This window comes from Testudinibacter aquarius, assembly GCF_004342725.1.
GTDB lineage: Bacteria > Pseudomonadota > Gammaproteobacteria > Enterobacterales > Pasteurellaceae > Chelonobacter > Chelonobacter aquarius.
Map to the genome: position 1 here is coordinate 19,807 of NZ_SMCP01000002.1, position 23,032 is coordinate 42,838.

Genomic DNA, 23,032 nt, shown 5'->3' on the forward strand with positions numbered 1-23,032 from the left:
TCCTGCACTTTTTACAAGACAAATAAATTAAATCGCTTTAGTATATAGCATAGATTTTTAGTACTGATTTCAATTTAATCACAAGAGGAAAATACAATGGCAAAAATTGTTAAAGTAATTGGTCGTGAAATTATCGATTCTCGCGGAAACCCAACCGTTGAAGCTGAAGTGCATTTGGAAGGCGGTTTCGTCGGTTTGGCAGCTGCACCATCTGGTGCATCTACCGGTTCCCGCGAAGCGTTGGAACTGCGTGACGGCGACAAATCCCGTTTCTTGGGTAAAGGTGTGCTGAAAGCGGTTGAAGCAGTAAACGGACCGATTGCCGCAGCAGTTGTCGGCAAAGATGCGACCAACCAAGCAGAAATCGACCAGATCATGATCGACTTGGATGGTACAGAAAACAAATCTAAATTTGGTGCTAACGCGATTTTGGCGGTTTCTTTGGCAAATGCTAAAGCTGCTGCTGCATCTAAAGGCTTACCACTGTACGCTCACATCGCTGAATTGAACGGTACCCCGGGTGTTTACTCTATGCCATTGCCAATGATGAACATCATCAACGGTGGTGAACACGCCGACAACAACGTCGATATTCAAGAGTTTATGATTCAACCGGTTGGCGCGAAAACCTTGCGTGAAGCATTGCGTATCGGTGCGGAAGTGTTCCACAACTTGGCTAAAGTATTGAAAGGCAAAGGTTTGAATACAGCAGTGGGTGATGAAGGTGGTTTCGCGCCTAACTTGGCGTCTAACGCTGATGCGTTGGCGTGTATCAAAGAAGCGGTAGAAAAAGCGGGTTATGTGTTAGGCAAAGACGTAACCTTAGCGATGGACTGTGCCTCTTCCGAGTTCTACAACAAAGAAACCGGCAACTATGAAATGAAAGGCGAAGGCAAAACCTTCACTTCTCAAGAGTTCACTCACTACTTAGAAGAGCTGACCAAAGCCTATCCGATTGTTTCTATCGAAGATGGTCAAGACGAGTCTGACTGGGAAGGCTTCGCTTACCAAACTAAAGTATTGGGCGACCGCGTGCAATTGGTGGGTGACGATCTGTTCGTAACCAACACCAAAATCCTGAAAGAAGGGATCGACAAAGGTATCGCCAACTCTATTTTGATCAAATTCAACCAAATCGGTTCTTTGACCGAGACTTTGGCGGCGATCAAAATGGCGAAAGATGCAGGTTATACTGCGGTGATCTCTCACCGTTCAGGCGAAACCGAAGATGCAACCATCGCCGATTTAGCGGTGGGTACGGCAGCAGGTCAAATCAAAACCGGTTCCATGAGCCGTTCTGACCGTGTTGCTAAATACAACCAATTGATCCGTATCGAAGAAGCGTTAGGTGCGAAAGCCCCATTCAACGGTTTGAAAGAAGTGAAAGGCCAAGCATAATTCTTGCCTTAGCTGAATGAAGAAAAGGTTGTTTGAAGCGATTCAGACAACCTTTTTTACGATCTAAACCTGCGATATTGAGGAATACCTATGTTCTATTTAACCCTTGAAGCTCAACTGATTATCGGGCAAGCAACTCAACTGGGTTCTCCCTCGACTCGGCACGACTATCTTTCGGTGATGTTTGAAGACGACGGCGAAACCGGCTATTTTTATGCCCTCGACACACGTCAAGCAGCTATGCCGATTGTCGATGCACTACACATTTATAATACCAGTGCCGTCGATGAAAAAGAGACGGCGCGCAAACTGCAAATCTGCTGGTCAGAAGACGGTAACTTTGTGCTGTTGCTCATCAATGATTATCCACATGCTGCCTTTGATTTTGTTAAATTAATCGCTTACAACCACAGCAAATTTCCTGAGCCGGAATTCGGCAGTCTGTGGTCTCGCAAAGAAATTAATGATGAATTAGTACAGCAATGGCTGAACGCATAATATGGCGTGAAATGCTATGCAAAGTGCGGTTTGGCTGCATTATTGACCGCACTTTCGATTTTGTATAAAATTTAAACTATAATGGCTCTCATTTTTGTTAGATTTTGCAAATTGATCTAAATCAAACAATAGCCCTGCACTATCAAATCCATATAAGATTATTTTGATCTTTCTTGCTACTATACTGGGTAATCGTACTGCTAAAGTGCGTTGCTGTACTACTTAATCCTAACAACGTTTACTTAAAAGGATATACACAATGAGTCAAGAAGATCAAAAATGCCCTTATGCGCACAGCCATTTAACCACTAATGGCGGTGCTCCGGTAGTTGACAACCAAAACAGTATGACTGCCGGCCCGCGCGGCCCGTTGTTGGCACAAGATTTATGGTTAAATGAAAAATTAGCTAATTTCGTACGTGAAGTGATTCCTGAGCGCCGTATGCACGCCAAAGGTTCCGGTGCGTTCGGTACGTTCACCGTCACTCACGACATCACCCAATATACTCGCGCTAAAATCTTCAGCGAAATCGGTAAAAAAACCGAGATGTTTGCCCGTTTCACCACCGTAGCCGGTGAGCGCGGTGCCGCCGATGCCGAGCGCGATATTCGCGGTTTCGCCCTGAAATTCTACACCGAAGAAGGTAACTGGGATATGGTGGGTAATAACACGCCGGTATTCTTCTTACGCGATCCACGTAAATTCCCGGATTTAAATAAAGCGGTGAAACGCGATCCACGCACCAATATGCGTTCTGCTACCAACAACTGGGATTTCTGGACTTTGTTACCGGAAGCTTTCCACCAAGTTACCATCGTAATGAGTGATCGTGGTATTCCAGCGAGCTACCGCCATATGCACGGTTTCGGTTCGCACACTTACAGCTTTATCAACAGCGATAACGAGCGTTTCTGGGTGAAATTCCATTTCAGAACCCAACAAGGCATCAAAAATCTGACTGACGCAGAAGCACAAGCATTAGTTGGTGAAGATCGTGAAAGTCACCAAAAAGACTTATATGAAGCGATTCAACGCGGCGACTTCCCGAAATGGACGATGTTCGTACAAATCATGCCGGAAGCCGATGCGGAAAAAGTGTCTTACCACCCGTTTGACTTAACCAAAGTGTGGCCGAAAGCGGATTATCCGTTAATCGAAGTGGGCGAGTTCGAATTGAACCGCAATCCGGAAAACTTCTTCTTAGACGTGGAGCAATCTGCATTCGCACCAAGTAACTTAGTCCCAGGCATCAGCGTATCACCAGACCGTATGTTACAAGCCCGTTTGTTCAACTATGCTGACGCACAACGCTACCGTTTAGGCGTGAACTTCACCCAAATTCCGGTGAACAAGCCACGTTGCCCAGTACACAGCAACCACCGCGACGGTCAAGGTCGCGTTGATGCCAACTACGGCAGCGCACCGCACTATGAGCCGAACAGCTTCGGTTACTGGCAAGAACAACCGCAATACAAAGAACCACCATTGAAAATCACCGGTGATGCGGATTTCTGGGATTATCGTGAAGATGACAGCGACTATTTCAGCCAACCACGTGAACTGTTCCGTTTGATGACACCTGAACAACAACAAGTGTTATTCGACAACACCGCACGTGCGATGGGGGATGCGCCTGACTTCATCAAACAGCGCCACATCGACAACTGCACCAAATGTGACCCTGCATACGGCGCAGGTGTGAAAAAAGCATTAGGGTTATAATCAAAAATTGGTTGTAATTCAGTCAAACGGTCCAAGTGCGAATTTGGACCGTTTTTTTTATTGCTTAAGACTTGCGAAAGGAAATCCTATGCGTTACAACCAATTCAACCAAGCCATTGGCGATGCGGTAGAAAATATGACTCGCGGCGCAATGCCGGATATCACGTAGTTAAGCAGGGAAGATTGTACTATCAAGCAGCTTGATTATGAACGGCATAACGAGGCGATTTGTGAGTGTTACCTGCAACACACCCAAGCAGCGGATTGGACTTATCTGTCACTCGAACCGTTTGATAAACCACAGCAAGTGCGGTTTTTGCTGCGCCAATGGGCGGAATCGTCAGATCCTTACTATTTTGTGATTTTATAACCCCGCAGCCGACAAGTGTTAGGCACATTCGCCTTAATGCGGATTGATCGCCACCACCGTAGCATAGAAATGGGCTGGGTGATTTATTCAGATTTATTAAAACGCAGCAAAACCCCCACCGAAGCGCAATTTTTGCTGATGCAGTATGTCTTCGACGCCCTGCAATACCGCCGTTATGAATGGAAATGCGATGCGCTAAACCAACGCTCACGCCACGCCGCAGCCCGTTTAGGCTTCCAGTATGAAGGGACGTTCCGCAATGCCGTGGTGTATAAAGGTCGAAATCGCGATACCGCTTGGTTTTCGATTATTGCTGAAGAATGGCTACCACTCAAAACCGCATTCACCCGTTATTTAGCTGCTGATAATTTTAATCAACAAGGTCAGCAACGCCAACCGTTGCGGCATTTTTAACACAATAATTAAATTCAATATTCCCTTCTCCCTTGATGGGAGAAGGTGCCCGATAGGGCGGATGAGGGTGAGATATCAGATCACAGCACTGCACCCTGCCCCCTCATCCTGATTTTTGCTTCTAAACGAAGCAAAAATCTATCCTTCTCCCACAAGGGGAGACGGAATTCTAACAACTACGTTCCAGTGTTTACCAGTCGGTTGCAAGCACACTACTTCCTTCTCCCTTGATGGGAGAAGGTGCCCGAAGGGCGGATGAGGGTGAGATATCAGATCACAGCACTGCACCCTGCCCCCTCATCCTGATTTTCGCTTCTGAACGAAGCAAAAATCTGTCCTTCTCCCACAAGGGGCGAAGGAATTATTGCTATGATTTAAAACGCTGCGCAAACTCCGCCACTTTTTCCCAATCAGTATATTCCACCTCTTTGCTGGTGTCGGTTTCGCCACCGGTGATTTTCATGATGAGACGAATCATAAAACGATCAAAAAAACGGTATTGAGGATAACGCAATGCGCCAGCGAAAACCGCACTTTGCGTTGGCTGCCAGTCGATGCGTTGTAACAATTTGCGTGTGTAGGCATTGGTTTCAGGCGTATTTTTATCCGCTTTGCGCGCCGTGAGATTCACACTGTAGAATGCCGTTTTTTTACGATTTAACAACTCTGCATAGCGTGCGATATAAGGTTCTAAGGTTTTATTAAAATGCCCGTAACGAATTGAAGCACCGATGATAATCTGATCGTACTGCGCCAAATCCTGCTGCTCGGCGGCGGCGAGTGCGGCTAAATTGACCACCGCACTTTGATCTTGGTTTTGTATTTCAGTCGCTATGGCCTGTGCAATTTTTTGGGTTTGCCCGTCAACGGAGGCATAAATAATCAAGGTTTTCATCAATAATAGTCGCTCTTTTTCACTATTTTTAGCTTTTCCAAAATACCGGTGTGAACAACACCAGTAAGGTAAATACTTCCAACCGTCCGCAGATCATAGCGAAAGTCAGAATCCATTTTGCACCGTCGGGAATGGTAACAAAGTTGCTGCTGATACTGCCCAAGCCCGGTCCGAGATTGTTTAAACAGGCAACCACCGCATTAAAGGCATCAAAGCTCTCCACTCCGCAGGCAATCACCGCCAGCAGGCACAGAATAAAGATCAGTAAATAAGCAGAAAAAAACGCCCAAATCCCTTGAATAATCCGCTCCGACAACACCCGATCGCCCAATTTGATCGGCTGTACGATATTTGGATGCACCAAACGGTTCATCTCGCGCTTGCCTTGCACAAACAATAACAACACCCGAATCACCTTCAAACCGCCACCCGTCGAACCGGCACAACCGCCGATAAACGAGGTCATTAATAACAACATCGGCAGAAACGAAGGCCAGCTGTCAAACGAGGAAGTGGTGAAACCTGCCGTAGTCGAGATCGACACTGATTGCAACAAAGCATGCTCCAGCGCTTCCTTGCTATCGGTAAAATGGCTGTAACTGACCAGACTGACCGTACAAATCACCACCAAGCTCAATTGAATAAACAAAAAGGCTTTAAATTCCGGATCGGTGAAATAGAGTTTGAAAATATTGCTTTTACCCAATTCAAAATAGGCGGAAAAATGCAGCGCGAAGTTACAGCCGGAGATAAACAAAAACACCGCGGCAATCAGGTTAATCGTGGTGCTGTTGAAATAACCGAGACTGGCATCATGGGTGGAAAAACCGCCGATGGAAATCGTGGAAAAGCTGTGACTGAGCGCATCAAACAGGTTCATTCCTGCCAACCAATACGCCACTGCACACAACAGGGTCAAGGTGGAGTAGATCACCCACAACGCTTTGGCGGTTTCAGCAATGCGCGGACGCATTTTTTGTTCTTTCAGCGGCCCTGGCATTTCGGCGCGATACAGCTGCATGCCGCCGATGCCCAATAACGGAATAATCGCCACCGCCAACACGATGATCCCCATGCCGCCCAACCACTGTAACATTTGACGGTAGAACAGAATGGCTTTGGGCAAGCTGTCCAAGCCGACAATCACCGTAGCGCCGGTGGTGGTTAAACCGGAAAAGGATTCGAAAAACGCATTCGCCACATTCAACTGCGGCGAGTCAAACAGTAAAAACGGCAACGCACCGACACTGCCCAGCACCACCCAAAATAGCACCACGATCAAAAAACCTTCGCGCGAACGCAATTCTTGTTTGTGCGTGTGAGTTGACCACCACAATAGCGCCCCGCTTGCCAATGTGATAAAAAAGGTTTTCACAAACGCACTGCCACCACCGTCCGCATAGAGCAACGCAATCAACGCCGGCGCCAGCATGGTGAGCGAAAAGCACATCACTAAAATTCCGACAATGCGAATAATTGACTGTATATGCACGCTATTTTCTCTTTTACTTTACTGTTAGTTCGCTGTTAAGGTTAAACTGCCGCCGCTACGGTTGTACAGCGCTTGGCTGAATTCAGCAAACTGCTCTTCATCGATTGCCAGCCGTAATTCAATCCGCTGTGCGAATTGCTGTTCGATAATCTCGACTTGATACTGTTTCACCAATTGCTGCACCAGCTTGATTTGTTCGTAATCACAGCGGAGCGCAAAGGCTTGGCGTTCGATTTTTTCTAGGGTGTTGAGCAATTTCAACGCCTGTTGCACGCCATTGCCGTAGGCACGCACCAAACCGCCGGTGCCGAGTTGAATGCCGCCGTAATAACGCACCACCACCGCACTTATCTCGCCGATGCCACTGCCGAGCAGCACATTCAACATCGGCTTGCCTGCGGTGCCGGACGGCTCGCCGTCGTCGGAAAAGCCCAACTGCTGCGAATCGTTTGGTCTGCCTGCTACGGCTGCCCAACAGTGATGACGGGCGTTCGGATGCTGCTGTTTCAACTGCTGCCAAAACGCCTTCGCCTGTTCGATGCCCGACGTTGCTTGCAGATAGGTGATAAAACGGCTTTTTTTAATCTCTTCGCTAAACTCGACCGCACTTTCGGGTATCAAATAACGCATTGTTGCTGTTTCAACTCTGTTTGTAAAGCATTAGCCGCCAAGTGCGGTCAACGCCTGTTGTGTCAGATTTTCTGCACCGTTCGCCCTGATCACAATATTATCTTCAGTGCGAATGCCGCCATAGGCGATAAAATGCTCGATTTTTTGCCAGTTAAAACGTTTGCCAAGCGGGTGATTACGCCACCGCTGCAACAACAGCGGAATAAAATACAGCCCCGGCTCGACCGTCAGCACCATATTCGGCGCTAAAGTGCGGGTGCAACGCAAACTTGGATAAACCTCCGGCGGCGCTTTGTGCGTACCGCGCCGATTCTGCTGAAAACCCGCCACATCATGCACCTGCAACCCCAAAAAATGCCCCAATCCGTGCGGAAAGAAACTGCGGTTAATCCCTTCCTCAAAAATCTGCTCCGCCGGCAACTGCACCAGCTCAAAATCCTGTAGCATTTGCGCGATCATCTGCTGCATCATGGTATGGTAACTCAGGTAATTATACCCCACTTGCATTTGTTCAATCAGTGCCAGCTTATTGTGTTCCAACACCCGAATCATTTCCGCAAATTCATCATTGGGGTCAACGCTGTAACTGCGGGTAATATCCGAAGCATAGCCCAAATGACTGGCACCGGCATCGAGCAAGAAACTCAAGCGCTGCGCTGGATTTTGCTGTTGCAATGCGGTGTAATGCAGCACCGCACTATGTTGGTTGATTGCCACGATATTGGCGTAGGGCACATTCAAATCCGATTGTTGGCTGGCTTGCAGATACGCCAAGTTGATCTCAAATTCCGATTGCCCATCGAAGAAAGCGGCTTGCGCTGCCTGATGTCCTTTTAAGGCGGCAAATTGCGCTTGGTATATACAGGCAATTTCGTATTCGGTTTTGATACTGCGTTGATAATGCAGATAATTTAGTGCTTTTTGCGGATTGATTTGGCGAAAGCCCAGCGCCTCTGCCAACCGCACTTCTTCCCCGAAATACAAACTATGCTGCGGATCACCAAGATAGGTTTTGATCTCATCGGCGTGTTTTAAAATCGTCCATTGAAATTCTTCTGTCCAGAATGCTTGCGGTGCAGGCTGGTGCAAATACCAATAATCGTCAGGCTGATAGAAATACAAGTGCGGTTTGTTGACACCGTCCAGATATAGCCAACTACCGCTGGCTTGCGGATGCGGCACAAAATAATTAAACAACGGATTGATTTTAAACGGTTTGGTCTGATCGTCCAAAAAATAGCACTGTTCCTGCCCGGCATAAATCCAAATCCCGTCGGCATGGTTGGTTTGCAAAATATCCTGCACAACATTTTGCAGACTGTGTAAATGTTGTTGGAAAAGCAATGGCTGCGAATTCGACATCAAAAACTCCTAAAATGAGGCTATCTGCGCTATTATATCGCCTAACACAAACAAATAAGTAAAAATTTATGAATCAAATCGAAATTAGTGAAACCTTAGACACCTTGGGATTGCGCTGTCCGGAACCGGTGATGTTGGTACGCAAAGCCATCCGCCATATGCAGGATGGCGAGGTGCTGTTAGTGATCGCTGACGACCCCGCAACCACCCGCGATATTCCGAGCTTTTGCCAATTTATGGATCACACTCTGCTACACAGTGAAAGTGCGGTTGCGCCTTATCGGTATTGGGTACAGAAGGGAAAAAACTAAAGTCGTTTCTCCATCATATGATGCGGCACGCCTTCTTCTTCATAGCCGTCGCCATAGACCTGATAACCGCACTTTTGATAAAACGCAATTGCCGAATCCTGTGCCCCTAAAATCGCTCGTCGGCTACCATACGCTTTCACTCGCTTTTCCATCTCTAACATCAAACGCTCGCCCAGTTTCTTACCGCGCTGCGATTGTAATACCGCAATCCGCTGTAATTTATACACGCCCTCGGCATACGGATAAATCCGCGCGGTTGCCAGTGCTTGGTTGTCAGCGCTGTAAAGCGTCAGGTATTCGCATTGCGCTTCGAATTCATCAATTTCAATCTCAATGGAGAACCCCTGCTCCTCCACAAAAACACGTTTGCGAATCTGCAAACCGTCTAAATAAACGGCATCTTGTAATGAGTTTGTCCAACTGGCGTGGATCATAGTGGCTCCTGAAATGACAAAGTGCGGTCAGACCGCACTTTAGATTGAATAAGAATATCAATTTACCCGTTCGCACTGATTTTCGCAAACAAATCATCGTCAATTTTTGTTGCGCGGGCATAGCTTTCACGGGCTTGTTGGCGGGCAGTGTAGTCGGTGAAAATCGGTTTGGCTTCGATGACTTTGACCGCATGAATCCCGAAATCCAATAATTCGGCAAGGTATAAATCGGCGGCGCTAAAACGGTTGCCACACAAAAAGTCATGTTGTTGCAACGTCTGTTCGAGGGTATTCAAACACAACGGCAAATTGCCGTAACCCAATGCGGTACGGTCGCTCTCTTTCGGTTGCAGTTGCAAAGCGACTTCCATCATCGCCGCTTCTAGCGGAGCGGCGGCAAAAAACAGCCAGCGGTAATATACGCCGCGCTGTGGATCATTCAGCGCCGGTGCTAAGCCTTTTTGCGGAAACGCATCGGCAAGATAAGCGCAGATCGCCGCACATTCGGTGATCACCGTATCGCCGTGCTTCAACGCCGGCACTTTGCCCATCGGGTTAATCGCCAGATAGTCAGCGGCTTTCATGGCGCCGGTGAAATCAGAAAAGGCCACGCTTTCATAAGGTACGCCGATCTCTTCCAACATCCAGCGGGCTGTTCGTCCACGCGACATCGGGTGGGTGTATAAGGTTAGTGATGACATCATAATCTCCTTTTATTCAATGATTGTTTGATTGCAAGCTCAATATAACCGAAGCGTATGACAGTTTTTGTCAGCAGTGTTTAGGGTCTGTTAGCCACGAGTACAGTCACCAAAAGTTTTTTGCCAGCGCTGCAACAGCAAAGTGCGGTCCGGTTGGTATTGTTCGTCACTCAATTCAATTGCAAGAATCCTATCGGGACGGAAATGGCGAAACGCTTGGCGCAATTCACACCAAGCGGCAACCAGTTGCGTCTGTTCAAAAAAACCGATAGCGAACGGATAAATGATACGTTGCGAAGACTGTTGTTTTTCATCACGGTAGGTGAGTTTCACTTTCAGTTGTTGCTGAATCGCATGGCGCAATTTGATAAAAATGCCATCCAAAAACGTTGCCGGATTGTTGCAGCTGGCAATAAACAGTGCGCTGTTTTGCAACTGTTGTGATAAGTGCGGTGGCAATAAGGCTGAAATTTTACTCAAGCCATTTTGTGCCGCTTGGCTCAGTTCGCTGTCGGCATAGCGTTTGACCCAACGCATGCCCAGCACTAACGCTTCGATTTCACTTTCTGTCAACATCAGTTTCGACAGTTCAAACTCTTTGCGCAGCAGATAACCAATACCCGCCTCACCTTCAATATTGGCGCCTTGTGCGCGCAAGCTGTCGATATCCCGATACAGCGTGCGCAAACTGATATTTAATTTTTGCGCCAGAACCACGCCGGTGAGCGGGTATTTATGCCCACGCAAAATCTGTAATAGGGTAAACAAACGCTCACTTTTCGACATGACATTGCCTTATGCCAGATAAACAAAAGTGCGGTTAGACCGCACTTCAGTTTGTTGACAAACCTGAGATCTCAATGGGCGGATTCAATCCGCCCCTACATTAAAAACCTTAATCATTTGAATTTTAATGAAATTTTATTTTTCTTGTAGGAGCGGATTGCATCCGCCCTTTAAAAAAATAACTTTGTCTAAATCAGATTCTTACTTCGCCACTTTCAACTGCTGATAGTAGTTTTCGTAGATAATGGCAGCGTCGCCGACATCATCTTGCCAGTAGCTTTTTTGCAGGATTTCCGCCGGTGGATACAACGAGCTATCGTTGACCATTTCCGCCGGTAGCAATTTTTGTGCTTCCAAGTTCGGGGTTGGGTAGCCGATTTCCAAGGCTAACTCTTTCGCCACTTCGGCACTTAACAGGTAGTTAATCAACTTATGTGCGCCATCCGGATTTTGTGAAGTGGTTGGAATGGCTAAGGTATCCACCCATAACACCGGACCCTCTTTTGGCCACAGCAGATCGATCGGCGCACCGTCTTTGCGCGCAATATACGCCGAGCCGTTCCACAACATGCCCAGATCCACTTCTCCGGCAACAAACGCATTCGCCGGATTGTCCGAGCTGAACGCTAGTACATTCGGACGCAATTTCAACAACTCTTCATAGGCTTGTTTGATCACCGCCGGATCGGTGGTGTTCGGATCCTGTCCCAATTTCAACAACGCGATATTAAAAATCTCGCGCGCATCGTCCAGCAACTGGAGCTGATCTTTATATTCCGGCTTCCACAAATCGCCCCAAGAGCTGATTTTGCTCGAATCTACCGCATCACGATTATAAGCAATGCCCGGCGCCCCGAGGATTTGCGGCAACGAATATTGGTTATTCGGATCATAAGGCTTGTTCAGCAAATTCGGATCCAATTCTTTTAAAACCGGTAACTTACTGTGATCCAACGGCATCAGCATGCCTTCTTTACGCATTTTGGAGACAAAATAATTAGACGGTGCAATCACGTCATAACCGCCGTTTTTACCCAAAGTTTTCAAGCGGGCATACATGGTTTCGTTTGATTCCAAACTGGAAACAATCACCTTAATCCCGGTTTCTTTGGTAAAGTTATCCAATAATCCACTCGGCACATATTCGGTCCAAGTGTAAAGATAAACCGTGTCGTTATCTGCTTTCGCTGCATTGCTGACAGCAAACAGCATGGTTGCGGCAGTAAAAAGAGCCGAAAGTTTTTTCATTGTTTGGTTCCTTAACTCAACATAATTATATCAGGGACGGTTGTCGTATCCCTTGTGTATTTTGCTTTTTCGCCTAAGCCGATTTGGCTTGCTCACATTGTAAACGGTACTCTACCAAATCTTCAATAGTTACCACCGGATAAGCATGCTGCTGCGCAAAATCAATAATCTGTGCTGCTCGCGCCATACTACCATCATCATTGGTGATTTCACAAATTACCCCTGCCGGTTGATACCCTGCCAACAGTGCTAAATCAACCGAAGCTTCGGTATGTCCGCGCCGTGCCAACACGCCACCTTCTGCCGCTCTTAATGGAAATACATGTCCAGGGCGATGTAAATCTGCTGGAACCGCACTTGGATTGATTGCTGCTTTGATTGTGGTGACACGATCCGCTGCCGAAACGCCGGTGGATACGCCTTGTGCCGCTTCAATCGTGACAGTGAAGGCGGTTTTATTCACGCTGCTGTTTTCCGTTACCATGGGTGGTAACTGCAAACGGTCGCAGGTTTCTTGCGGAATACACAAACAAACAATGCCGCTGCCGTAGCGAATTAATTTTGCCATTTGTGCGGTGGTGATGGTCTCAGCCGGAAAAATCAGATCGCCTTCGTTTTCACGGCTTTCATCGTCTAACACTAAAACGCCGTTGCCTTGCTTAAACGCTTCAATCGCGGCAAGAACACGTTGTTGGCTGTCGCCAAATTGGGTGAGTAATGACTGACTCATAGTAATTTCCTTTGATGAAGATAAATAAGTTAAATACCAGAATCAGGGCAATGGAAGACTGTTAAAACAGCAATAAAGTGCGGTTTGAATACAGCAAAAGCTAACGCCGCCGAAACGATTCGCAGCGCTCGCATTCTCTACCATCCAGACTGTCACTGTCGGCTTCGGATTTACACCGAATCTGCTAGACCTTGCACACAGAGTGCGAGCGCTCGTGGGCTTAAGGCAAGTTGCAAAAACAACCGCACTTTTACCACCGGTGGGGAATTACACCCCGCCCTGAGAATTGCGTGCTTATTATAGCTGAAAAAATCCTGCTGCCCAGTCTGTTGATGCAAAAAAGTTTCCCTTTAATCAGCCCATTTCGTACAATAGATGCTACATTTATTAATAATTCAATCTGAAGATGGAGCACTGTATGCTAAATCCTAAAAAACTGGAACAATTTGCCCAGCAAATTCATGATGCCTTGCCGCAAGGGGTGAAAAATTTTGGCGGTGATATGGAAGCTAAAGTAAAACAGGTTATCCAAGCACAATTAGCAAAACTGGATGTGGTGACGCGCGAAGACTTTGAGGTGCAAACTCAGGTGCTGATTCGTACTCGTGAAAAACTCGGTGTATTAGAGCAACGTTTACAAGAGTTGGAAAGCAAATTGTTGAGCGACAACCCCCAAAGTGCGGTCGATAGCACACAACCTGCAGAATAACAATTACCTTTTTATCCGGGAGCAAAATCATGACATTTGCCTACTTGCAGCAAAAACGAAAACAGCTGAATTTGAAGGTCACCGAAGTTTGCGAACAGGCAGGTGTTACGCGCGCTTACTTTAATCAACTGGTGAGCGGCAAAATCAAAAATCCTAGCGCAATTAAACTGCAAGCGCTGCATAAAGTGTTGAATATTACTGAGCTTGAAGATAAAAAAATCGGCGTGATTTTCGGCAAATTTTATCCGGTGCATACCGGGCATATCAATATGATTTATGAAGCGTTCAGTAAAGTCGATGAAATTCATGTGGTGGTGTGCACCGAAAGTGAGCGTGATCTCAAGCTGTTTTACGACAGCAAAATGAAAAAAATGCCGACCGCACAAGATCGCTTACGCTGGATGCAGCAGATTTTTAAATATCAGCAAAAACATATTTTTATCCACCATTTGGTTGAAGACGGTCTGCCAAGCTATCCCAACGGTTGGGAAGCATGGGCAGCGCGGGTTAAACAACTTTTACAGGATAAAAACGTAACCCCGACCACTGTCTTCAGCAGTGAACCACAAGACAAAGCACCATATGAAAAATATTTAGGCTTACAGGTCAATTTAGTTGATCCGGAGCGTAAATTTTTCAACGTCTCCGCTACTAAAATCCGTAATCACCCGTTTCATTACTGGAAATTTATCCCGAAAGAGGTTCGCCCGTTTTTTACTAAAACCATCACCATACTGGGCGGTGAAAGCAGTGGCAAAAGTGTATTGGTCAATAAGCTGGCGACGGTATTCAATACTACTTCCGCATGGGAATATGGACGTGAATATGTGTTTGAACAGCTGGGAGGGGACGAACAAGCAATGCAGTTTTCCGATTATCCGTTAATGGCTATCGGGCATTTGCGCTATGTCGATTATGCGGTGCGCCATGCGCATAAAATCGCACTGATCGACACCGATTTTATTACCACTCAGGCATTTTGTATTCAATATGAAGGCAAAGCACATCCGTTTTTAGATTCGATGATTAAAGAATATCCGTTCGATATTACTATTTTATTGTCTAACAACACCAAATGGGTCGATGACGGTTTGCGCAGCCTCGGCGATCATAAATCGCGCCAACGCTTTCAGGAGCTGTTAAAAAAATTATTGGAAAAATACAAAGTGCCCTATATTGAAATTGAATCACCCAGTTATTTGGAACGTTATAACGCTGCCAAAGAGATAGTCGAGAAAATTCTGAATGAAGAAGATTTGCCGGGCTTGCAACTAGACAGCAACAGGGAGCCCTAGCCATGTTGTTATTTGCCGGCGATCCCCATGGCAGTTATGAACATCTTTTCCCTTTTTTACAACAGCAGGAAGAGCAGATTGCGTTGATTATCTTAGGTGATCTTCAATTAAGCGATTGCAGTATTTTAGAAAAACTGTCGCAATATTGCGAGCTATGGTTTATTCACGGTAATCACGACAGCAAAACCGTTGCAGCTTTTCAAGCCCTGTGGGGAACCGAATGGAAAACCCGCAACTTGCACGGACGGGTTGTGGAGATTCAAGGGGTTAAAATTGCTGGATTAGGCGGAGTGTTTCGTGGACAAATCTGGATGCCGCCGAATAAACCACTGTTTTTTGATCCAATCCATTTTTGCCAATATTGTCCGCAAGATAGAATTTGGCAAGGCGGGCTACCACTACGCCACCGCACTTCGATCTTTTTATCTGATATTGAACAGCTTGAACAGCAGCAAGCTGATATCTTGATTTGCCATGAAGCCCCAAAACCGCATCCATCCGGCTTTCAAGTGATTAATACACTTGCTGAAAAAATGGGAATAAAAAAGATTTTCCACGGCCATCATCATGAGAATTTTGACTATAGCCCATTTGCCAACCGCACTTGCTATCAAATTTTTAATATCGGCTTTCGTAGTTTAGCGACTATTGAGGGACAATATTTGCTGCAGGGGGTTGATGATCGGTAAATTTGTTGTCTGTCTCATTGAATAGCGAGTACAAAAAAGCTCACCAATCGGTGAGCTTTTATACTTGAATCAATAATGATTATTCCGCAACTGCTACTTCTTCAGTAACTTCAGGACGATCAACCAACTCAATGTAAGCCATTGGTGCGTTGTCACCTGCACGGAAACCACATTTCAAAATACGGGTGTAACCACCGGCACGTTGAGCGAAACGTGGACCTAATTCATTAAATAATTTCGCAACGATTTCGTTGTCACGAGTACGAGCAAAAGCTAAACGGCGGTTTGCAACGCTGTCTGCTTTAGCTAAAGTAATTAACGGCTCAACTACACGACGTAATTCTTTCGCTTTAGGTAAAGTTGTCTTGATGATCTCATGACGAACTAAAGAACCTGCCATATTGCGGAACATCGCTTGACGATGACTGCTATTACGGTTTAGTTGACGACCACTCTTACGATGGCGCATGACCTTATCCTTCTCAGAAAAATCTTAATCCATACCGGAATTAGTCTTCGGCAATACTTGCCGGAGGCCAATTCTCAAGGCGCATACCCAGTGATAGTCCGCGTGAAGCCAACACATCTTTAATTTCAGTAAGTGATTTCTTACCAAGATTAGGTGTTTTCAATAACTCCACTTCAGTGCGTTGGACTAAATCACCGATATAGTGAATTGTTTCTGCTTTCAAACAGTTAGCAGAACGAACTGTCAACTCTAAATCGTCCACAGGACGCAGAAGAATCGGATCGAACTCCGGTTTTTCTTCTTTGATTTCAGGTTGACGGATATCACGCAAATCAACGAATGCATCAAGTTGCTCTGCTAGAATTGTTGCTGCACGACGAATGGCTTCTTCCGGATCGATAGTGCCGTTGGTTTCCATTTCGATAACCAATTTATCCAAATCGGTACGTTGTTCTACACGGGCAGCTTCCACATTATAAGAAATGCGATCTACCGGGCTGTAACAAGCGTCAACCAACAGGCGACCAATCGGACGATCTTCGTCTTGAACATGTTTACGCGCAGAAGCCGGGACATAGCCACGACCACGCTGTACGCGAATTCGCATATTAATAGATGCGTTTGCATCCGTCAAATGACAAATCACATGTTCAGGATTAACAATCTCTACATCCCCATCATGGGTGATATCGCCAGCAACAACAGGTCCGATTCCAGATTTGCTCAGAGTCAGGAACACATCGTCCTTATTCTGTACTTTAACCGCTAGACCTTTTAAGTTTAGAAGCACTTCCAGAATATCTTCTTGAACGCCTTCTTTGCTGCTGTATTCATGTAATACACCGTCAATTTCTACCTCAGTCACGCCGCAACCCGGCATGGAAGACAACAGAATACGACGCAAAGCATTACCTAATGTGTGGCCGAAACCACGTTCTAACGGTTCTAAGGTCACTTTAGCATGAGTCGGGCTTACTTGCTCGATATCAACTAAATGTGGCTTTAAAAATTCTGTCACAGAACCCTGCATTTTATCCTCTCTTTGCTTCTAAGCTCTATTATTTAGAATAAAGCTCAACGATCAGATGTTCGTTAATGTCTGCTGATAAATCAGAACGTTCAGGAGTACGTTTGAATACGCCTTCCATTTTAGCAGCATCAACTTCTAACCATGTTGGTTTTTCTCTTTGCTCTGCCAATTCTAATGATGCTTTGATACGTGCTTGTTTTTTCGATTTTTCACGCACGGCAACAACATCTTCAACAGAAACTTGGAACGATGGAATATTAACCACACGACCATTAACAACAATCGCTTTATGACTCACTAATTGGCGAGCTTCAGCACGAGTTGCTGCAAATCCCATACGGTAAACAACATTATCCAAACGACCTTCTAATAATACCAATAAGTTTTCACCGGTATTACCTTTTAAGCGGTTAGCTTCTTTGTAGTAATTACGGAATTGGCGTTCTAAAATACCGTACATACGGCGAACTTTTTGTTTCTCACGTAATTGACTACCGTAATCAGACAAACGCGCCTTACGGGCACCATGTTGACCAGGTGCGGTATCTAATTTACATTTTGATTCAATCGCACGGACACCGGACTTAAGGAATAAGTCAGTACCTTCACGACGGCTTAGCTTGAGTTTAGGACCCAAATATCTTGCCATTTTCTTTCTCCAACTATCCTATTACGCCACTAAACACGGCGTTTTTTCGGTGGACGACAACCGTTATGAGGAATCGGAGTCACATCAGTAATGTTGGTGATACGGAAACCCGCAGCATTCAACGCACGAATTGTTGACTCACGACCAGGACCAGGTCCTTTTACCATAACTTCCAAATTTTTCAAACCGAACTCTTTAACAACTTCGGCACAACGCTCAGCAGCAACCTGTGCAGCAAACGGAGTGGATTTACGCGAACCGCGGAAACCTGAACCACCGGCTGTTGCCCAAGCCAGAGCGTTACCTTGACGGTCTGTAATGGTAACGATTGTGTTATTGAAAGATGCATGGATATGCGCCACGCCATCTACGACTTGTTTTTTTACACGTTTACGTGCACGAACTGGTGTTTTAGCCATTATCATTTACCCCGATTATTTCTTGATCGGCTTACGAGGACCCTTACGGGTACGCGCATTAGTTTTAGTACGTTGACCATGTACCGGTAAACTACGACGATGACGTAAACCACGGTAACATCCTAAGTCTAACAGACGTTTGATGTTTAAAGTCACTTCACGGCGTAAATCACCTTCAACGGTAAATTTACCAACTTCGTCACGCAGAATATCAATCTGCTCTTCAGACAATTCTCTGATCTTTACATCTTCGGCAATACCGGCAGCAGCACAAATGGCTTTTGAACGGGTTTTACCGATTCCATAAATTGCGGTCAATGCAATTACAGTATGTTTGTGATCAGGAATGTTAATGCCTGCAATACGGGCCACTATGCACTCCTATTTACTTAAAGTTAATTGATATACTGATCTTGAAAAGCCCGTTTCAGGATACTCAAACAGTATATCAAGGACGAAATGAGCTGAGCAGTATAACTGCTCAGCTTGTTCATTGCAAGGAAAATTGAGATTAACCTTGACGTTGCTTATGTCTCGGATCACTGCAAATCACACGGACAATACCTTCACGTTTGATAATTTTGCAGTTACGACACATTTTTTTTACGGAAGCACGAACTTTCATTGCTTTTCCCTTTTATCTCAATGGGCTGATTACTGCCCGAACCCTTTAAGGTTTGCTTTCTTCAGCGCAGATTCATATTGAGTCGACATCAAGTGACTTTGAACCTGTGCGATGAAATCCATAATTACTACAACAACGATCAGAAGCGATGTTCCACCGAAATAGAACTGCACATTCCAAGCCGAAGTCATAATATAAGGCACTAAACAAACAAACGTAATATATAATGCTCCGATCAATGTCAAACGAGTCATAATCTTGTCAATATAACGTGATGTTTGTTCACCTGGTCTAATACCCGGAATAAATGCACCGGATCTTTTCAGATTATCCGCAGTATCTCTTGGATTATATTGCATTGCCGTATAGAAGAAACTGAAGAAGATAATTGCTACCGCATAAAGCACCAGATAAATTGGTTGCCCCGGCGCTAACAACAAAGATAAATTCGACAACCACTCCATATTAGCACCTTGTCCAAACCACTGGGTTAAAGTGGCAGGAAACAAAATGATACTTGAAGCAAAAATAGCCGGGATAACGCCTGCCATATTGACTTTAAGTGGTAGATGCGAGCTTTGTGCAGCTAACATATGACGCCCTTGCTGGCGTTTAGCATAGTTAACCACAATTCTTCTTTGCCCTCTTTCTACAAAGATAACAAAATAAGTTACAGCAAAGACAATAACTGCAATCAACAATAATACCAGTACATTCATTTGTCCTTGGCGCGCCTGCTCAATTGTTTGACCAATTGCAGAAGGCAACCCTGCGACAATACCCGCAAAGATAATTAAAGAGATACCATTTCCGATACCGCGTTCAGTAATCTGTTCGCCTAACCACATCAAGAACATCGTTCCGGTGACAAGACTGACGACCGCGGTTACATAAAAGCCCAAACCAAGGTTTGGAACTAATCCGGGGATCATATTTGGTAATCCGGTTGAAATACCAATCGCCTGAATCGTAGCTAATACCAACGTTGAATAACGGGTGTATTTGCTGATTTTGCGACGACCGGCTTCACCTTCTTTCTTTAATTCTGCTAGTGCAGGGTGTACCGCAGTTAATAGCTGGATAATGATCGACGCCGAAATATACGGCATGATCCCCAACGCAAAGACTGAAGCACGACTCAAGGCACCACCGGAAAACATGTTAAACATGTCAATGATGGTTCCTTGTTGTTGATTGATCAACTGAGCTAATACAGCGGCATCAATACCAGGAACCGGAATAAATGAACCTATCCGAAAAACAATTAATGCTCCTAACAGAAACAGTAATCTTCTTTTAAGCTCACCCGTACCACCTTGGGTACTTTTTGCTTGATAACCTGGTTGTTTTGCCATTGATTAATTATTCCTCAACTGAGCCGCCAGCAGCTTCGATTGCTGCTTTGGCACCTTTAGTCACACGCAAACCACGTACAACTACAGGCCCTTTAACTTCACCGGCAAAAATAACTTTAGCAAATTCAATGTTATGCGAGATAACATTGGCAGCTTTCAGTGATTCTAATGTCACATCACCGTCAACTTTTGCTAAGTCATTCAAACGAATTTCAGCTGAAACAAGCGCTTTACGCGAAGTAAAACCAAATTTTGGCAAACGACGGTACAACGGCATTTGACCACCTTCGAAGCCACGACGAACACCACCACCGTTATTACGGGATTTCTGTCCTTTATGACCACGACCACTGGTTTTACCTAAACCTGAACCGATACCGCGTCCAAGACGTTTAGCACTTTTTTTAGCACCTTCTGCCGGAGATAGAGTATTTAAACGCATTCCCTTACTCCTCCACTTTAACCATGTATGAAACTTGGTTGATCATACCACGCACAGCCGGCGTATCAATTAACTCGACCGTGTGGTTGATACGGCGAAGACCAAGGCCACGAAGCGTAGCTTTATGTTTCGGTAAACGACCGATTGAGCTACGGGTTTGTGTTACTTTGATTGTTTTTGCCATGATCAATTACCCCAAAATTTCATCAACGGTTTTACCGCGTTTAGCAGCAACCATTTCTGGTGATTTCATGTTTGCCAATGCATCAATTGTTGCACGGACAACGTTGATTGGGTTGGTTGAACCGTATGCTTTAGACAATACGTTACGAACGCCTGCAACTTCCAATACTGCACGCATTGCACCACCTGCGATGATACCGGTACCTTCACTGGCTGGTTGCATAAATACGCGAGAACCAGTATGAGTACCTTTAACAGGGTGTTGTAAAGTACCTTCTGTAATAGCTACATTAACCATATTACGACGGGCTTTCTCCATCGCTTTTTGGATCGCTGCCGGAACTTCACGGGCTTTACCGTAACCAAAACCTACGCGACCGTTACCATCACCTACCACTGTCAATGCAGCGAAGCTGAAAATACGACCACCTTTTACTGTTTTAGATACACGGTTCACCGCGATTAGCTTCTCTTGCAGTTCACCAGCTTGTTTTTCGATGTTTGCCATCTCAAATTACCTCTATTAGAACTGTAGACCAGCTTCACGAGCAGCGTCAGCCAATGCTTGCACACGGCCATGATATTTAAAACCAGAACGATCAAAGGCAACTTTTTCTACGCCTTTAGCCAATGCTCTTTCTGCAATGGCTTTACCCACTACTGCTGCAGCATCTTTGTTTCCGGTATATTTCACTTGCTCACTAATGACTTTTTCAACTGTTGAAGCAGCGGCAAGTACTTCCGAACCGTTAGGTGCAATAACTTGCGCATAAATGTGACGAGGAGTGCGGTGAATAACCAAACGGGTTACTCCTTGCTCTCTCATCGCATGACGTGCGCGAGTTGCACGACGGATACGAGCCAATTTCTTATCCATAGTGTTACCTTATTATTTTTTCTTAGCCTCTTTGGTACGTACGACTTCATCATCATAACGTACCCCTTTACCTTTGTAAGGCTCAGGACGGCGATAAGCACGAATATCTGCAGCGACTTGACCAATAAGCTGTTTATCTGCACCAGTCAAAACAATTTCAGTTTGTGACGGACATTCAGCCTTGATGCCAGCCGGCAATGCGTGCTCAACCGGGTGAGAGAAACCTAAACTTAACGCAATGCTGTTGCCTTTAAGTTGTGCTCTGTAACCTACACCCACCAATCTTAACTTCTTAGTGAAGCCTTCAGTAACACCGATAACCATTGCGTTAACAAGCGCACGAGCCGTACCGGATTGTGCATTTGCACTTTTGCCTTCATTACGAGGAGCAAAAGTCAGTGCACCATCTTCTTGTTTAACTTCAACTTCATTATGAATGGTACGAGATAACTCACCATTCTTACCTTTTACCGTTAATAGCTGGCCGTTAAGTTTAATCTCAACGCCGGCAGGAATATTAACGGGTGCTTTAGCAACTCGAGACATCTTCCTACCCCTCTATTAAGCTACGTAACAGATGATCTCACCGCCCAAACCAGCTTTACGCGCGGCACGGTCGGTCATCACACCTTGTGATGTAGAAACAACAGCGATACCCAAACCACCCATTACACTTGGTAACTCGTCTTTGCGTTTATAAATACGCAGACCAGGACGGCTGATACGTTGAATGCTTTCCACAACAGGTTTACCTTGGAAATATTTCAGTGTAATTTCCAGTTCAGGTTTAACACCTTCGGAAATTTTAACGCTATCAATATAACCTTCTTCCGCAAGCACATTGGCAATAGCCACTTTTAGCTTGGATGAAGGCATGTTGACCGCGATTTTATTCGCAGATTGACCGTTACGAATACGGGTCAACATATCTGCGATTGGATCTTGCATGCTCATGTGTCTTTACTCCCATGATTCCAAATTAAAGTGGTTGATTACCAGCTTGCTTTCTTAAGACCCGGGATCTCACCGCGCATAGCGGCTTCACGGACCTTAATACGGCTCAAACCGAACTTACGCAATACACCATGCGGACGACCGGTTTGACGGCAACGGTTACGTTGACGAGACGGGCTAGAGTCACGTGGTAAAGTTTGTAACTTTAACACAGCATTCCAACGGTCTTCATCAGAGGCATTGACATCAGAGATGATTTTTTTCAATTCTACACGTTGAGCGTAAAATTTCTCAGCCAATTTAACGCGTTTTAAATCGCGCATTTTCATTGATACTTTAGCCAT

31 protein-coding genes and 1 riboswitch are annotated in these 23,032 nt (G+C 45.5%); of the genes, 8 read left to right on the forward strand and 23 right to left on the reverse strand.

Annotation, left to right across the window (positions count from 1 at the left end; translation table 11 throughout):
• Positions 1 to 96: 96 nt before the first annotated feature.
• The 4 genes from eno (at position 97) to EDC16_RS12790 (ending at position 4,403) form a co-directional block, all read left to right on the forward strand.
• Positions 97 to 1,398, forward strand: coding sequence for a phosphopyruvate hydratase (gene eno / locus EDC16_RS01790; RefSeq protein WP_132964834.1), 1,302 nt, complete (start codon positions 97 to 99; stop codon positions 1,396 to 1,398).
• Positions 1,399 to 1,488: 90 nt separating this feature from the next.
• Positions 1,489 to 1,896 (forward strand): DUF2251 domain-containing protein, encoded by a 408-nt coding sequence (locus tag EDC16_RS01795; RefSeq protein ID WP_132964836.1) that lies wholly within the window; start codon positions 1,489 to 1,491, stop codon positions 1,894 to 1,896.
• Positions 1,897 to 2,155: 259 nt separating this feature from the next.
• Positions 2,156 to 3,619 (forward strand): catalase, encoded by a 1,464-nt coding sequence (locus tag EDC16_RS01800; RefSeq protein WP_132964838.1) that lies wholly within the window; start codon positions 2,156 to 2,158, stop codon positions 3,617 to 3,619.
• Between the two features lie 385 nt (positions 3,620 to 4,004).
• Entirely contained in the window at positions 4,005 to 4,403 is a 399-nt protein-coding gene (locus EDC16_RS12790) for a GNAT family N-acetyltransferase (RefSeq protein ID WP_232517151.1), read from the forward strand.
• A gap of 367 nt (positions 4,404 to 4,770) precedes the next feature.
• Here the strand turns inward: EDC16_RS12790 and hemG are convergent, their stop codons facing one another.
• Genes hemG through pepQ form a run of 4 tightly spaced genes read right to left on the reverse strand, consistent with a single transcriptional unit; the run spans position 4,771 to position 8,782 of the window.
• On the reverse strand, positions 4,771 to 5,298 hold the full coding sequence (gene hemG, locus EDC16_RS01810) for a menaquinone-dependent protoporphyrinogen IX dehydrogenase (protein ID WP_132964840.1): 528 nt from the start codon (positions 5,296 to 5,298) through the stop codon (positions 4,771 to 4,773).
• 28 nt (positions 5,299 to 5,326) lie between these two features.
• A complete protein-coding gene (locus EDC16_RS01815) occupies positions 5,327 to 6,790 on the reverse strand; it encodes a TrkH family potassium uptake protein (protein ID WP_132964842.1) in 1,464 nt (487 codons plus the stop codon).
• A gap of 24 nt (positions 6,791 to 6,814) precedes the next feature.
• Entirely contained in the window at positions 6,815 to 7,420 is a 606-nt protein-coding gene (locus tag EDC16_RS01820) for an IMPACT family protein (RefSeq protein ID WP_132964844.1), read from the reverse strand.
• Between the two features lie 30 nt (positions 7,421 to 7,450).
• Complete coding sequence (gene pepQ / locus EDC16_RS01825; protein ID WP_132964846.1) at positions 7,451 to 8,782, reverse strand: Xaa-Pro dipeptidase; 1,332 nt, start codon at positions 8,780 to 8,782, stop codon at positions 7,451 to 7,453.
• 68 nt (positions 8,783 to 8,850) lie between these two features.
• Here pepQ and tusA point away from each other — a divergent pair, with 68 nt between their 5' ends.
• Positions 8,851 to 9,093: a sulfurtransferase TusA gene (gene tusA, locus EDC16_RS01830; protein WP_132964848.1), complete on the forward strand. Its 243-nt coding sequence runs from the start codon at positions 8,851 to 8,853 to the stop codon at positions 9,091 to 9,093.
• On the opposite strand, the gene EDC16_RS01835 is transcribed toward tusA, so the two are convergent.
• The 5 genes from EDC16_RS01835 to ribB all read right to left on the reverse strand — a co-directional run bounded on the left by EDC16_RS01835 (position 9,090) and on the right by ribB (position 12,992).
• Positions 9,090 to 9,527 (reverse strand): GNAT family N-acetyltransferase, encoded by a 438-nt coding sequence (locus EDC16_RS01835; RefSeq protein ID WP_132964850.1) that lies wholly within the window; start codon positions 9,525 to 9,527, stop codon positions 9,090 to 9,092. The genes tusA and EDC16_RS01835 overlap by 4 nt on opposite strands.
• Positions 9,528 to 9,589: 62 nt before the next feature.
• Positions 9,590 to 10,231, reverse strand: coding sequence for a glutathione S-transferase family protein (locus tag EDC16_RS01840; RefSeq protein ID WP_132964852.1), 642 nt, complete (start codon positions 10,229 to 10,231; stop codon positions 9,590 to 9,592).
• Between the two features lie 87 nt (positions 10,232 to 10,318).
• The gene (locus EDC16_RS01845) at positions 10,319 to 11,014 is read right to left on the reverse strand and encodes a helix-turn-helix transcriptional regulator (protein WP_132964854.1); all 696 of its coding nucleotides are present in this window, start codon (positions 11,012 to 11,014) and stop codon (positions 10,319 to 10,321) included.
• A gap of 201 nt (positions 11,015 to 11,215) precedes the next feature.
• Positions 11,216 to 12,262, reverse strand: coding sequence for an extracellular solute-binding protein (locus EDC16_RS01850; RefSeq protein WP_132964857.1), 1,047 nt, complete (start codon positions 12,260 to 12,262; stop codon positions 11,216 to 11,218).
• 73 nt (positions 12,263 to 12,335) lie between these two features.
• Positions 12,336 to 12,992, reverse strand: coding sequence for a 3,4-dihydroxy-2-butanone-4-phosphate synthase (gene ribB, locus EDC16_RS01855; protein WP_132964859.1), 657 nt, complete (start codon positions 12,990 to 12,992; stop codon positions 12,336 to 12,338).
• Positions 12,993 to 13,120: 128 nt separating this feature from the next.
• Positions 13,121 to 13,283: riboswitch (FMN riboswitch) on the reverse strand.
• A 127-nt stretch (positions 13,284 to 13,410) separates the two neighbouring features.
• Here ribB and ubiK point away from each other — a divergent pair.
• Genes ubiK through EDC16_RS01870 form a run of 3 tightly spaced genes read left to right on the forward strand, consistent with a single transcriptional unit; the run spans position 13,411 to position 15,685 of the window.
• Positions 13,411 to 13,701 (forward strand): ubiquinone biosynthesis accessory factor UbiK, encoded by a 291-nt coding sequence (ubiK, locus tag EDC16_RS01860; RefSeq protein ID WP_132964861.1) that lies wholly within the window; start codon positions 13,411 to 13,413, stop codon positions 13,699 to 13,701.
• A gap of 26 nt (positions 13,702 to 13,727) precedes the next feature.
• Complete coding sequence (gene nadR / locus EDC16_RS01865) at positions 13,728 to 14,996, forward strand: multifunctional transcriptional regulator/nicotinamide-nucleotide adenylyltransferase/ribosylnicotinamide kinase NadR (RefSeq protein WP_132964863.1); 1,269 nt, start codon at positions 13,728 to 13,730, stop codon at positions 14,994 to 14,996.
• 2 nt (positions 14,997 to 14,998) lie between these two features.
• Entirely contained in the window at positions 14,999 to 15,685 is a 687-nt protein-coding gene (locus EDC16_RS01870; RefSeq protein ID WP_132964865.1) for a metallophosphoesterase family protein, read from the forward strand.
• A gap of 79 nt (positions 15,686 to 15,764) precedes the next feature.
• Here EDC16_RS01870 and rplQ read toward each other — a convergent pair whose 3' ends face one another.
• From rplQ to rpsN, 14 genes are all read right to left on the reverse strand, one after another.
• Positions 15,765 to 16,154, reverse strand: a complete 390-nt coding sequence (rplQ, locus tag EDC16_RS01875; protein ID WP_132964867.1) for a 50S ribosomal protein L17 — start codon at positions 16,152 to 16,154, stop codon at positions 15,765 to 15,767.
• Positions 16,155 to 16,194: 40 nt separating this feature from the next.
• A complete protein-coding gene (locus tag EDC16_RS01880; protein ID WP_132964869.1) occupies positions 16,195 to 17,184 on the reverse strand; it encodes a DNA-directed RNA polymerase subunit alpha in 990 nt (329 codons plus the stop codon).
• 28 nt (positions 17,185 to 17,212) lie between these two features.
• Positions 17,213 to 17,833 (reverse strand): 30S ribosomal protein S4, encoded by a 621-nt coding sequence (gene rpsD / locus EDC16_RS01885; protein ID WP_132964871.1) that lies wholly within the window; start codon positions 17,831 to 17,833, stop codon positions 17,213 to 17,215.
• Between the two features lie 29 nt (positions 17,834 to 17,862).
• Positions 17,863 to 18,252, reverse strand: coding sequence for a 30S ribosomal protein S11 (gene rpsK / locus EDC16_RS01890; protein WP_005701868.1), 390 nt, complete (start codon positions 18,250 to 18,252; stop codon positions 17,863 to 17,865).
• A gap of 15 nt (positions 18,253 to 18,267) precedes the next feature.
• Positions 18,268 to 18,624, reverse strand: coding sequence for a 30S ribosomal protein S13 (rpsM, locus tag EDC16_RS01895; protein WP_132964873.1), 357 nt, complete (start codon positions 18,622 to 18,624; stop codon positions 18,268 to 18,270).
• A 139-nt stretch (positions 18,625 to 18,763) separates the two neighbouring features.
• Entirely contained in the window at positions 18,764 to 18,877 is a 114-nt protein-coding gene (gene rpmJ / locus EDC16_RS01900; protein ID WP_132964874.1) for a 50S ribosomal protein L36, read from the reverse strand.
• 29 nt (positions 18,878 to 18,906) lie between these two features.
• On the reverse strand, positions 18,907 to 20,232 hold the full coding sequence (secY, locus tag EDC16_RS01905; protein ID WP_132964876.1) for a preprotein translocase subunit SecY: 1,326 nt from the start codon (positions 20,230 to 20,232) through the stop codon (positions 18,907 to 18,909).
• A gap of 7 nt (positions 20,233 to 20,239) precedes the next feature.
• Positions 20,240 to 20,674 (reverse strand): 50S ribosomal protein L15, encoded by a 435-nt coding sequence (gene rplO, locus EDC16_RS01910; protein WP_132964879.1) that lies wholly within the window; start codon positions 20,672 to 20,674, stop codon positions 20,240 to 20,242.
• Positions 20,675 to 20,678: 4 nt separating this feature from the next.
• On the reverse strand, positions 20,679 to 20,858 hold the full coding sequence (gene rpmD, locus EDC16_RS01915) for a 50S ribosomal protein L30 (RefSeq protein ID WP_084257858.1): 180 nt from the start codon (positions 20,856 to 20,858) through the stop codon (positions 20,679 to 20,681).
• Between the two features lie 6 nt (positions 20,859 to 20,864).
• Positions 20,865 to 21,365: a 30S ribosomal protein S5 gene (gene rpsE / locus EDC16_RS01920; protein ID WP_084257857.1), complete on the reverse strand. Its 501-nt coding sequence runs from the start codon at positions 21,363 to 21,365 to the stop codon at positions 20,865 to 20,867.
• A gap of 15 nt (positions 21,366 to 21,380) precedes the next feature.
• Positions 21,381 to 21,734, reverse strand: coding sequence for a 50S ribosomal protein L18 (gene rplR, locus EDC16_RS01925; RefSeq protein WP_034615117.1), 354 nt, complete (start codon positions 21,732 to 21,734; stop codon positions 21,381 to 21,383).
• A 12-nt stretch (positions 21,735 to 21,746) separates the two neighbouring features.
• Entirely contained in the window at positions 21,747 to 22,280 is a 534-nt protein-coding gene (gene rplF / locus EDC16_RS01930; protein ID WP_132964881.1) for a 50S ribosomal protein L6, read from the reverse strand.
• A gap of 15 nt (positions 22,281 to 22,295) precedes the next feature.
• The gene (gene rpsH / locus EDC16_RS01935; RefSeq protein WP_132964883.1) at positions 22,296 to 22,688 is read right to left on the reverse strand and encodes a 30S ribosomal protein S8; all 393 of its coding nucleotides are present in this window, start codon (positions 22,686 to 22,688) and stop codon (positions 22,296 to 22,298) included.
• Positions 22,689 to 22,726: 38 nt separating this feature from the next.
• Entirely contained in the window at positions 22,727 to 23,032 is a 306-nt protein-coding gene (gene rpsN / locus EDC16_RS01940) for a 30S ribosomal protein S14 (protein ID WP_132964884.1), read from the reverse strand.

What these genes read in the sequence shown, in the direction of transcription:
- eno (WP_132964834.1), top strand. Translation starts at nt 97, where the DNA reads ATGGCAAAAATTGTTAAAGTAATTGGTCGTGAAATTATCGATTCTCGC.
- EDC16_RS01795 (WP_132964836.1), top strand. Translation starts at nt 1,489, where the DNA reads ATGTTCTATTTAACCCTTGAAGCTCAACTGATTATCGGGCAAGCAACT.
- EDC16_RS01800 (WP_132964838.1), top strand. Translation starts at nt 2,156, where the DNA reads ATGAGTCAAGAAGATCAAAAATGCCCTTATGCGCACAGCCATTTAACC.
- hemG (WP_132964840.1), bottom strand. Translation starts at nt 5,298, where the DNA reads ATGAAAACCTTGATTATTTATGCCTCCGTTGACGGGCAAACCCAAAAA.
- EDC16_RS01820 (WP_132964844.1), bottom strand. Translation starts at nt 7,420, where the DNA reads ATGCGTTATTTGATACCCGAAAGTGCGGTCGAGTTTAGCGAAGAGATT.
- pepQ (WP_132964846.1), bottom strand. Translation starts at nt 8,782, where the DNA reads ATGTCGAATTCGCAGCCATTGCTTTTCCAACAACATTTACACAGTCTG.
- tusA (WP_132964848.1), top strand. Translation starts at nt 8,851, where the DNA reads ATGAATCAAATCGAAATTAGTGAAACCTTAGACACCTTGGGATTGCGC.
- EDC16_RS01835 (WP_132964850.1), bottom strand. Translation starts at nt 9,527, where the DNA reads ATGATCCACGCCAGTTGGACAAACTCATTACAAGATGCCGTTTATTTA.
- EDC16_RS01840 (WP_132964852.1), bottom strand. Translation starts at nt 10,231, where the DNA reads ATGATGTCATCACTAACCTTATACACCCACCCGATGTCGCGTGGACGA.
- EDC16_RS01845 (WP_132964854.1), bottom strand. Translation starts at nt 11,014, where the DNA reads ATGTCGAAAAGTGAGCGTTTGTTTACCCTATTACAGATTTTGCGTGGG.
- EDC16_RS01850 (WP_132964857.1), bottom strand. Translation starts at nt 12,262, where the DNA reads ATGAAAAAACTTTCGGCTCTTTTTACTGCCGCAACCATGCTGTTTGCT.
- ribB (WP_132964859.1), bottom strand. Translation starts at nt 12,992, where the DNA reads ATGAGTCAGTCATTACTCACCCAATTTGGCGACAGCCAACAACGTGTT.
- ubiK (WP_132964861.1), top strand. Translation starts at nt 13,411, where the DNA reads ATGCTAAATCCTAAAAAACTGGAACAATTTGCCCAGCAAATTCATGAT.
- EDC16_RS01870 (WP_132964865.1), top strand. Translation starts at nt 14,999, where the DNA reads ATGTTGTTATTTGCCGGCGATCCCCATGGCAGTTATGAACATCTTTTC.
- rplQ (WP_132964867.1), bottom strand. Translation starts at nt 16,154, where the DNA reads ATGCGCCATCGTAAGAGTGGTCGTCAACTAAACCGTAATAGCAGTCAT.
- EDC16_RS01880 (WP_132964869.1), bottom strand. Translation starts at nt 17,184, where the DNA reads ATGCAGGGTTCTGTGACAGAATTTTTAAAGCCACATTTAGTTGATATC.
- rpsD (WP_132964871.1), bottom strand. Translation starts at nt 17,833, where the DNA reads ATGGCAAGATATTTGGGTCCTAAACTCAAGCTAAGCCGTCGTGAAGGT.
- rpsK (WP_005701868.1), bottom strand. Translation starts at nt 18,252, where the DNA reads ATGGCTAAAACACCAGTTCGTGCACGTAAACGTGTAAAAAAACAAGTC.
- rpmJ (WP_132964874.1), bottom strand. Translation starts at nt 18,877, where the DNA reads ATGAAAGTTCGTGCTTCCGTAAAAAAAATGTGTCGTAACTGCAAAATT.
- secY (WP_132964876.1), bottom strand. Translation starts at nt 20,232, where the DNA reads ATGGCAAAACAACCAGGTTATCAAGCAAAAAGTACCCAAGGTGGTACG.
- rplO (WP_132964879.1), bottom strand. Translation starts at nt 20,674, where the DNA reads ATGCGTTTAAATACTCTATCTCCGGCAGAAGGTGCTAAAAAAAGTGCT.
- rpmD (WP_084257858.1), bottom strand. Translation starts at nt 20,858, where the DNA reads ATGGCAAAAACAATCAAAGTAACACAAACCCGTAGCTCAATCGGTCGT.
- rpsE (WP_084257857.1), bottom strand. Translation starts at nt 21,365, where the DNA reads ATGGCAAACATCGAAAAACAAGCTGGTGAACTGCAAGAGAAGCTAATC.
- rplR (WP_034615117.1), bottom strand. Translation starts at nt 21,734, where the DNA reads ATGGATAAGAAATTGGCTCGTATCCGTCGTGCAACTCGCGCACGTCAT.
- rplF (WP_132964881.1), bottom strand. Translation starts at nt 22,280, where the DNA reads ATGTCTCGAGTTGCTAAAGCACCCGTTAATATTCCTGCCGGCGTTGAG.
- rpsH (WP_132964883.1), bottom strand. Translation starts at nt 22,688, where the DNA reads ATGAGCATGCAAGATCCAATCGCAGATATGTTGACCCGTATTCGTAAC.
- rpsN (WP_132964884.1), bottom strand. Translation starts at nt 23,032, where the DNA reads ATGGCTAAAGTATCAATGAAAATGCGCGATTTAAAACGCGTTAAATTG.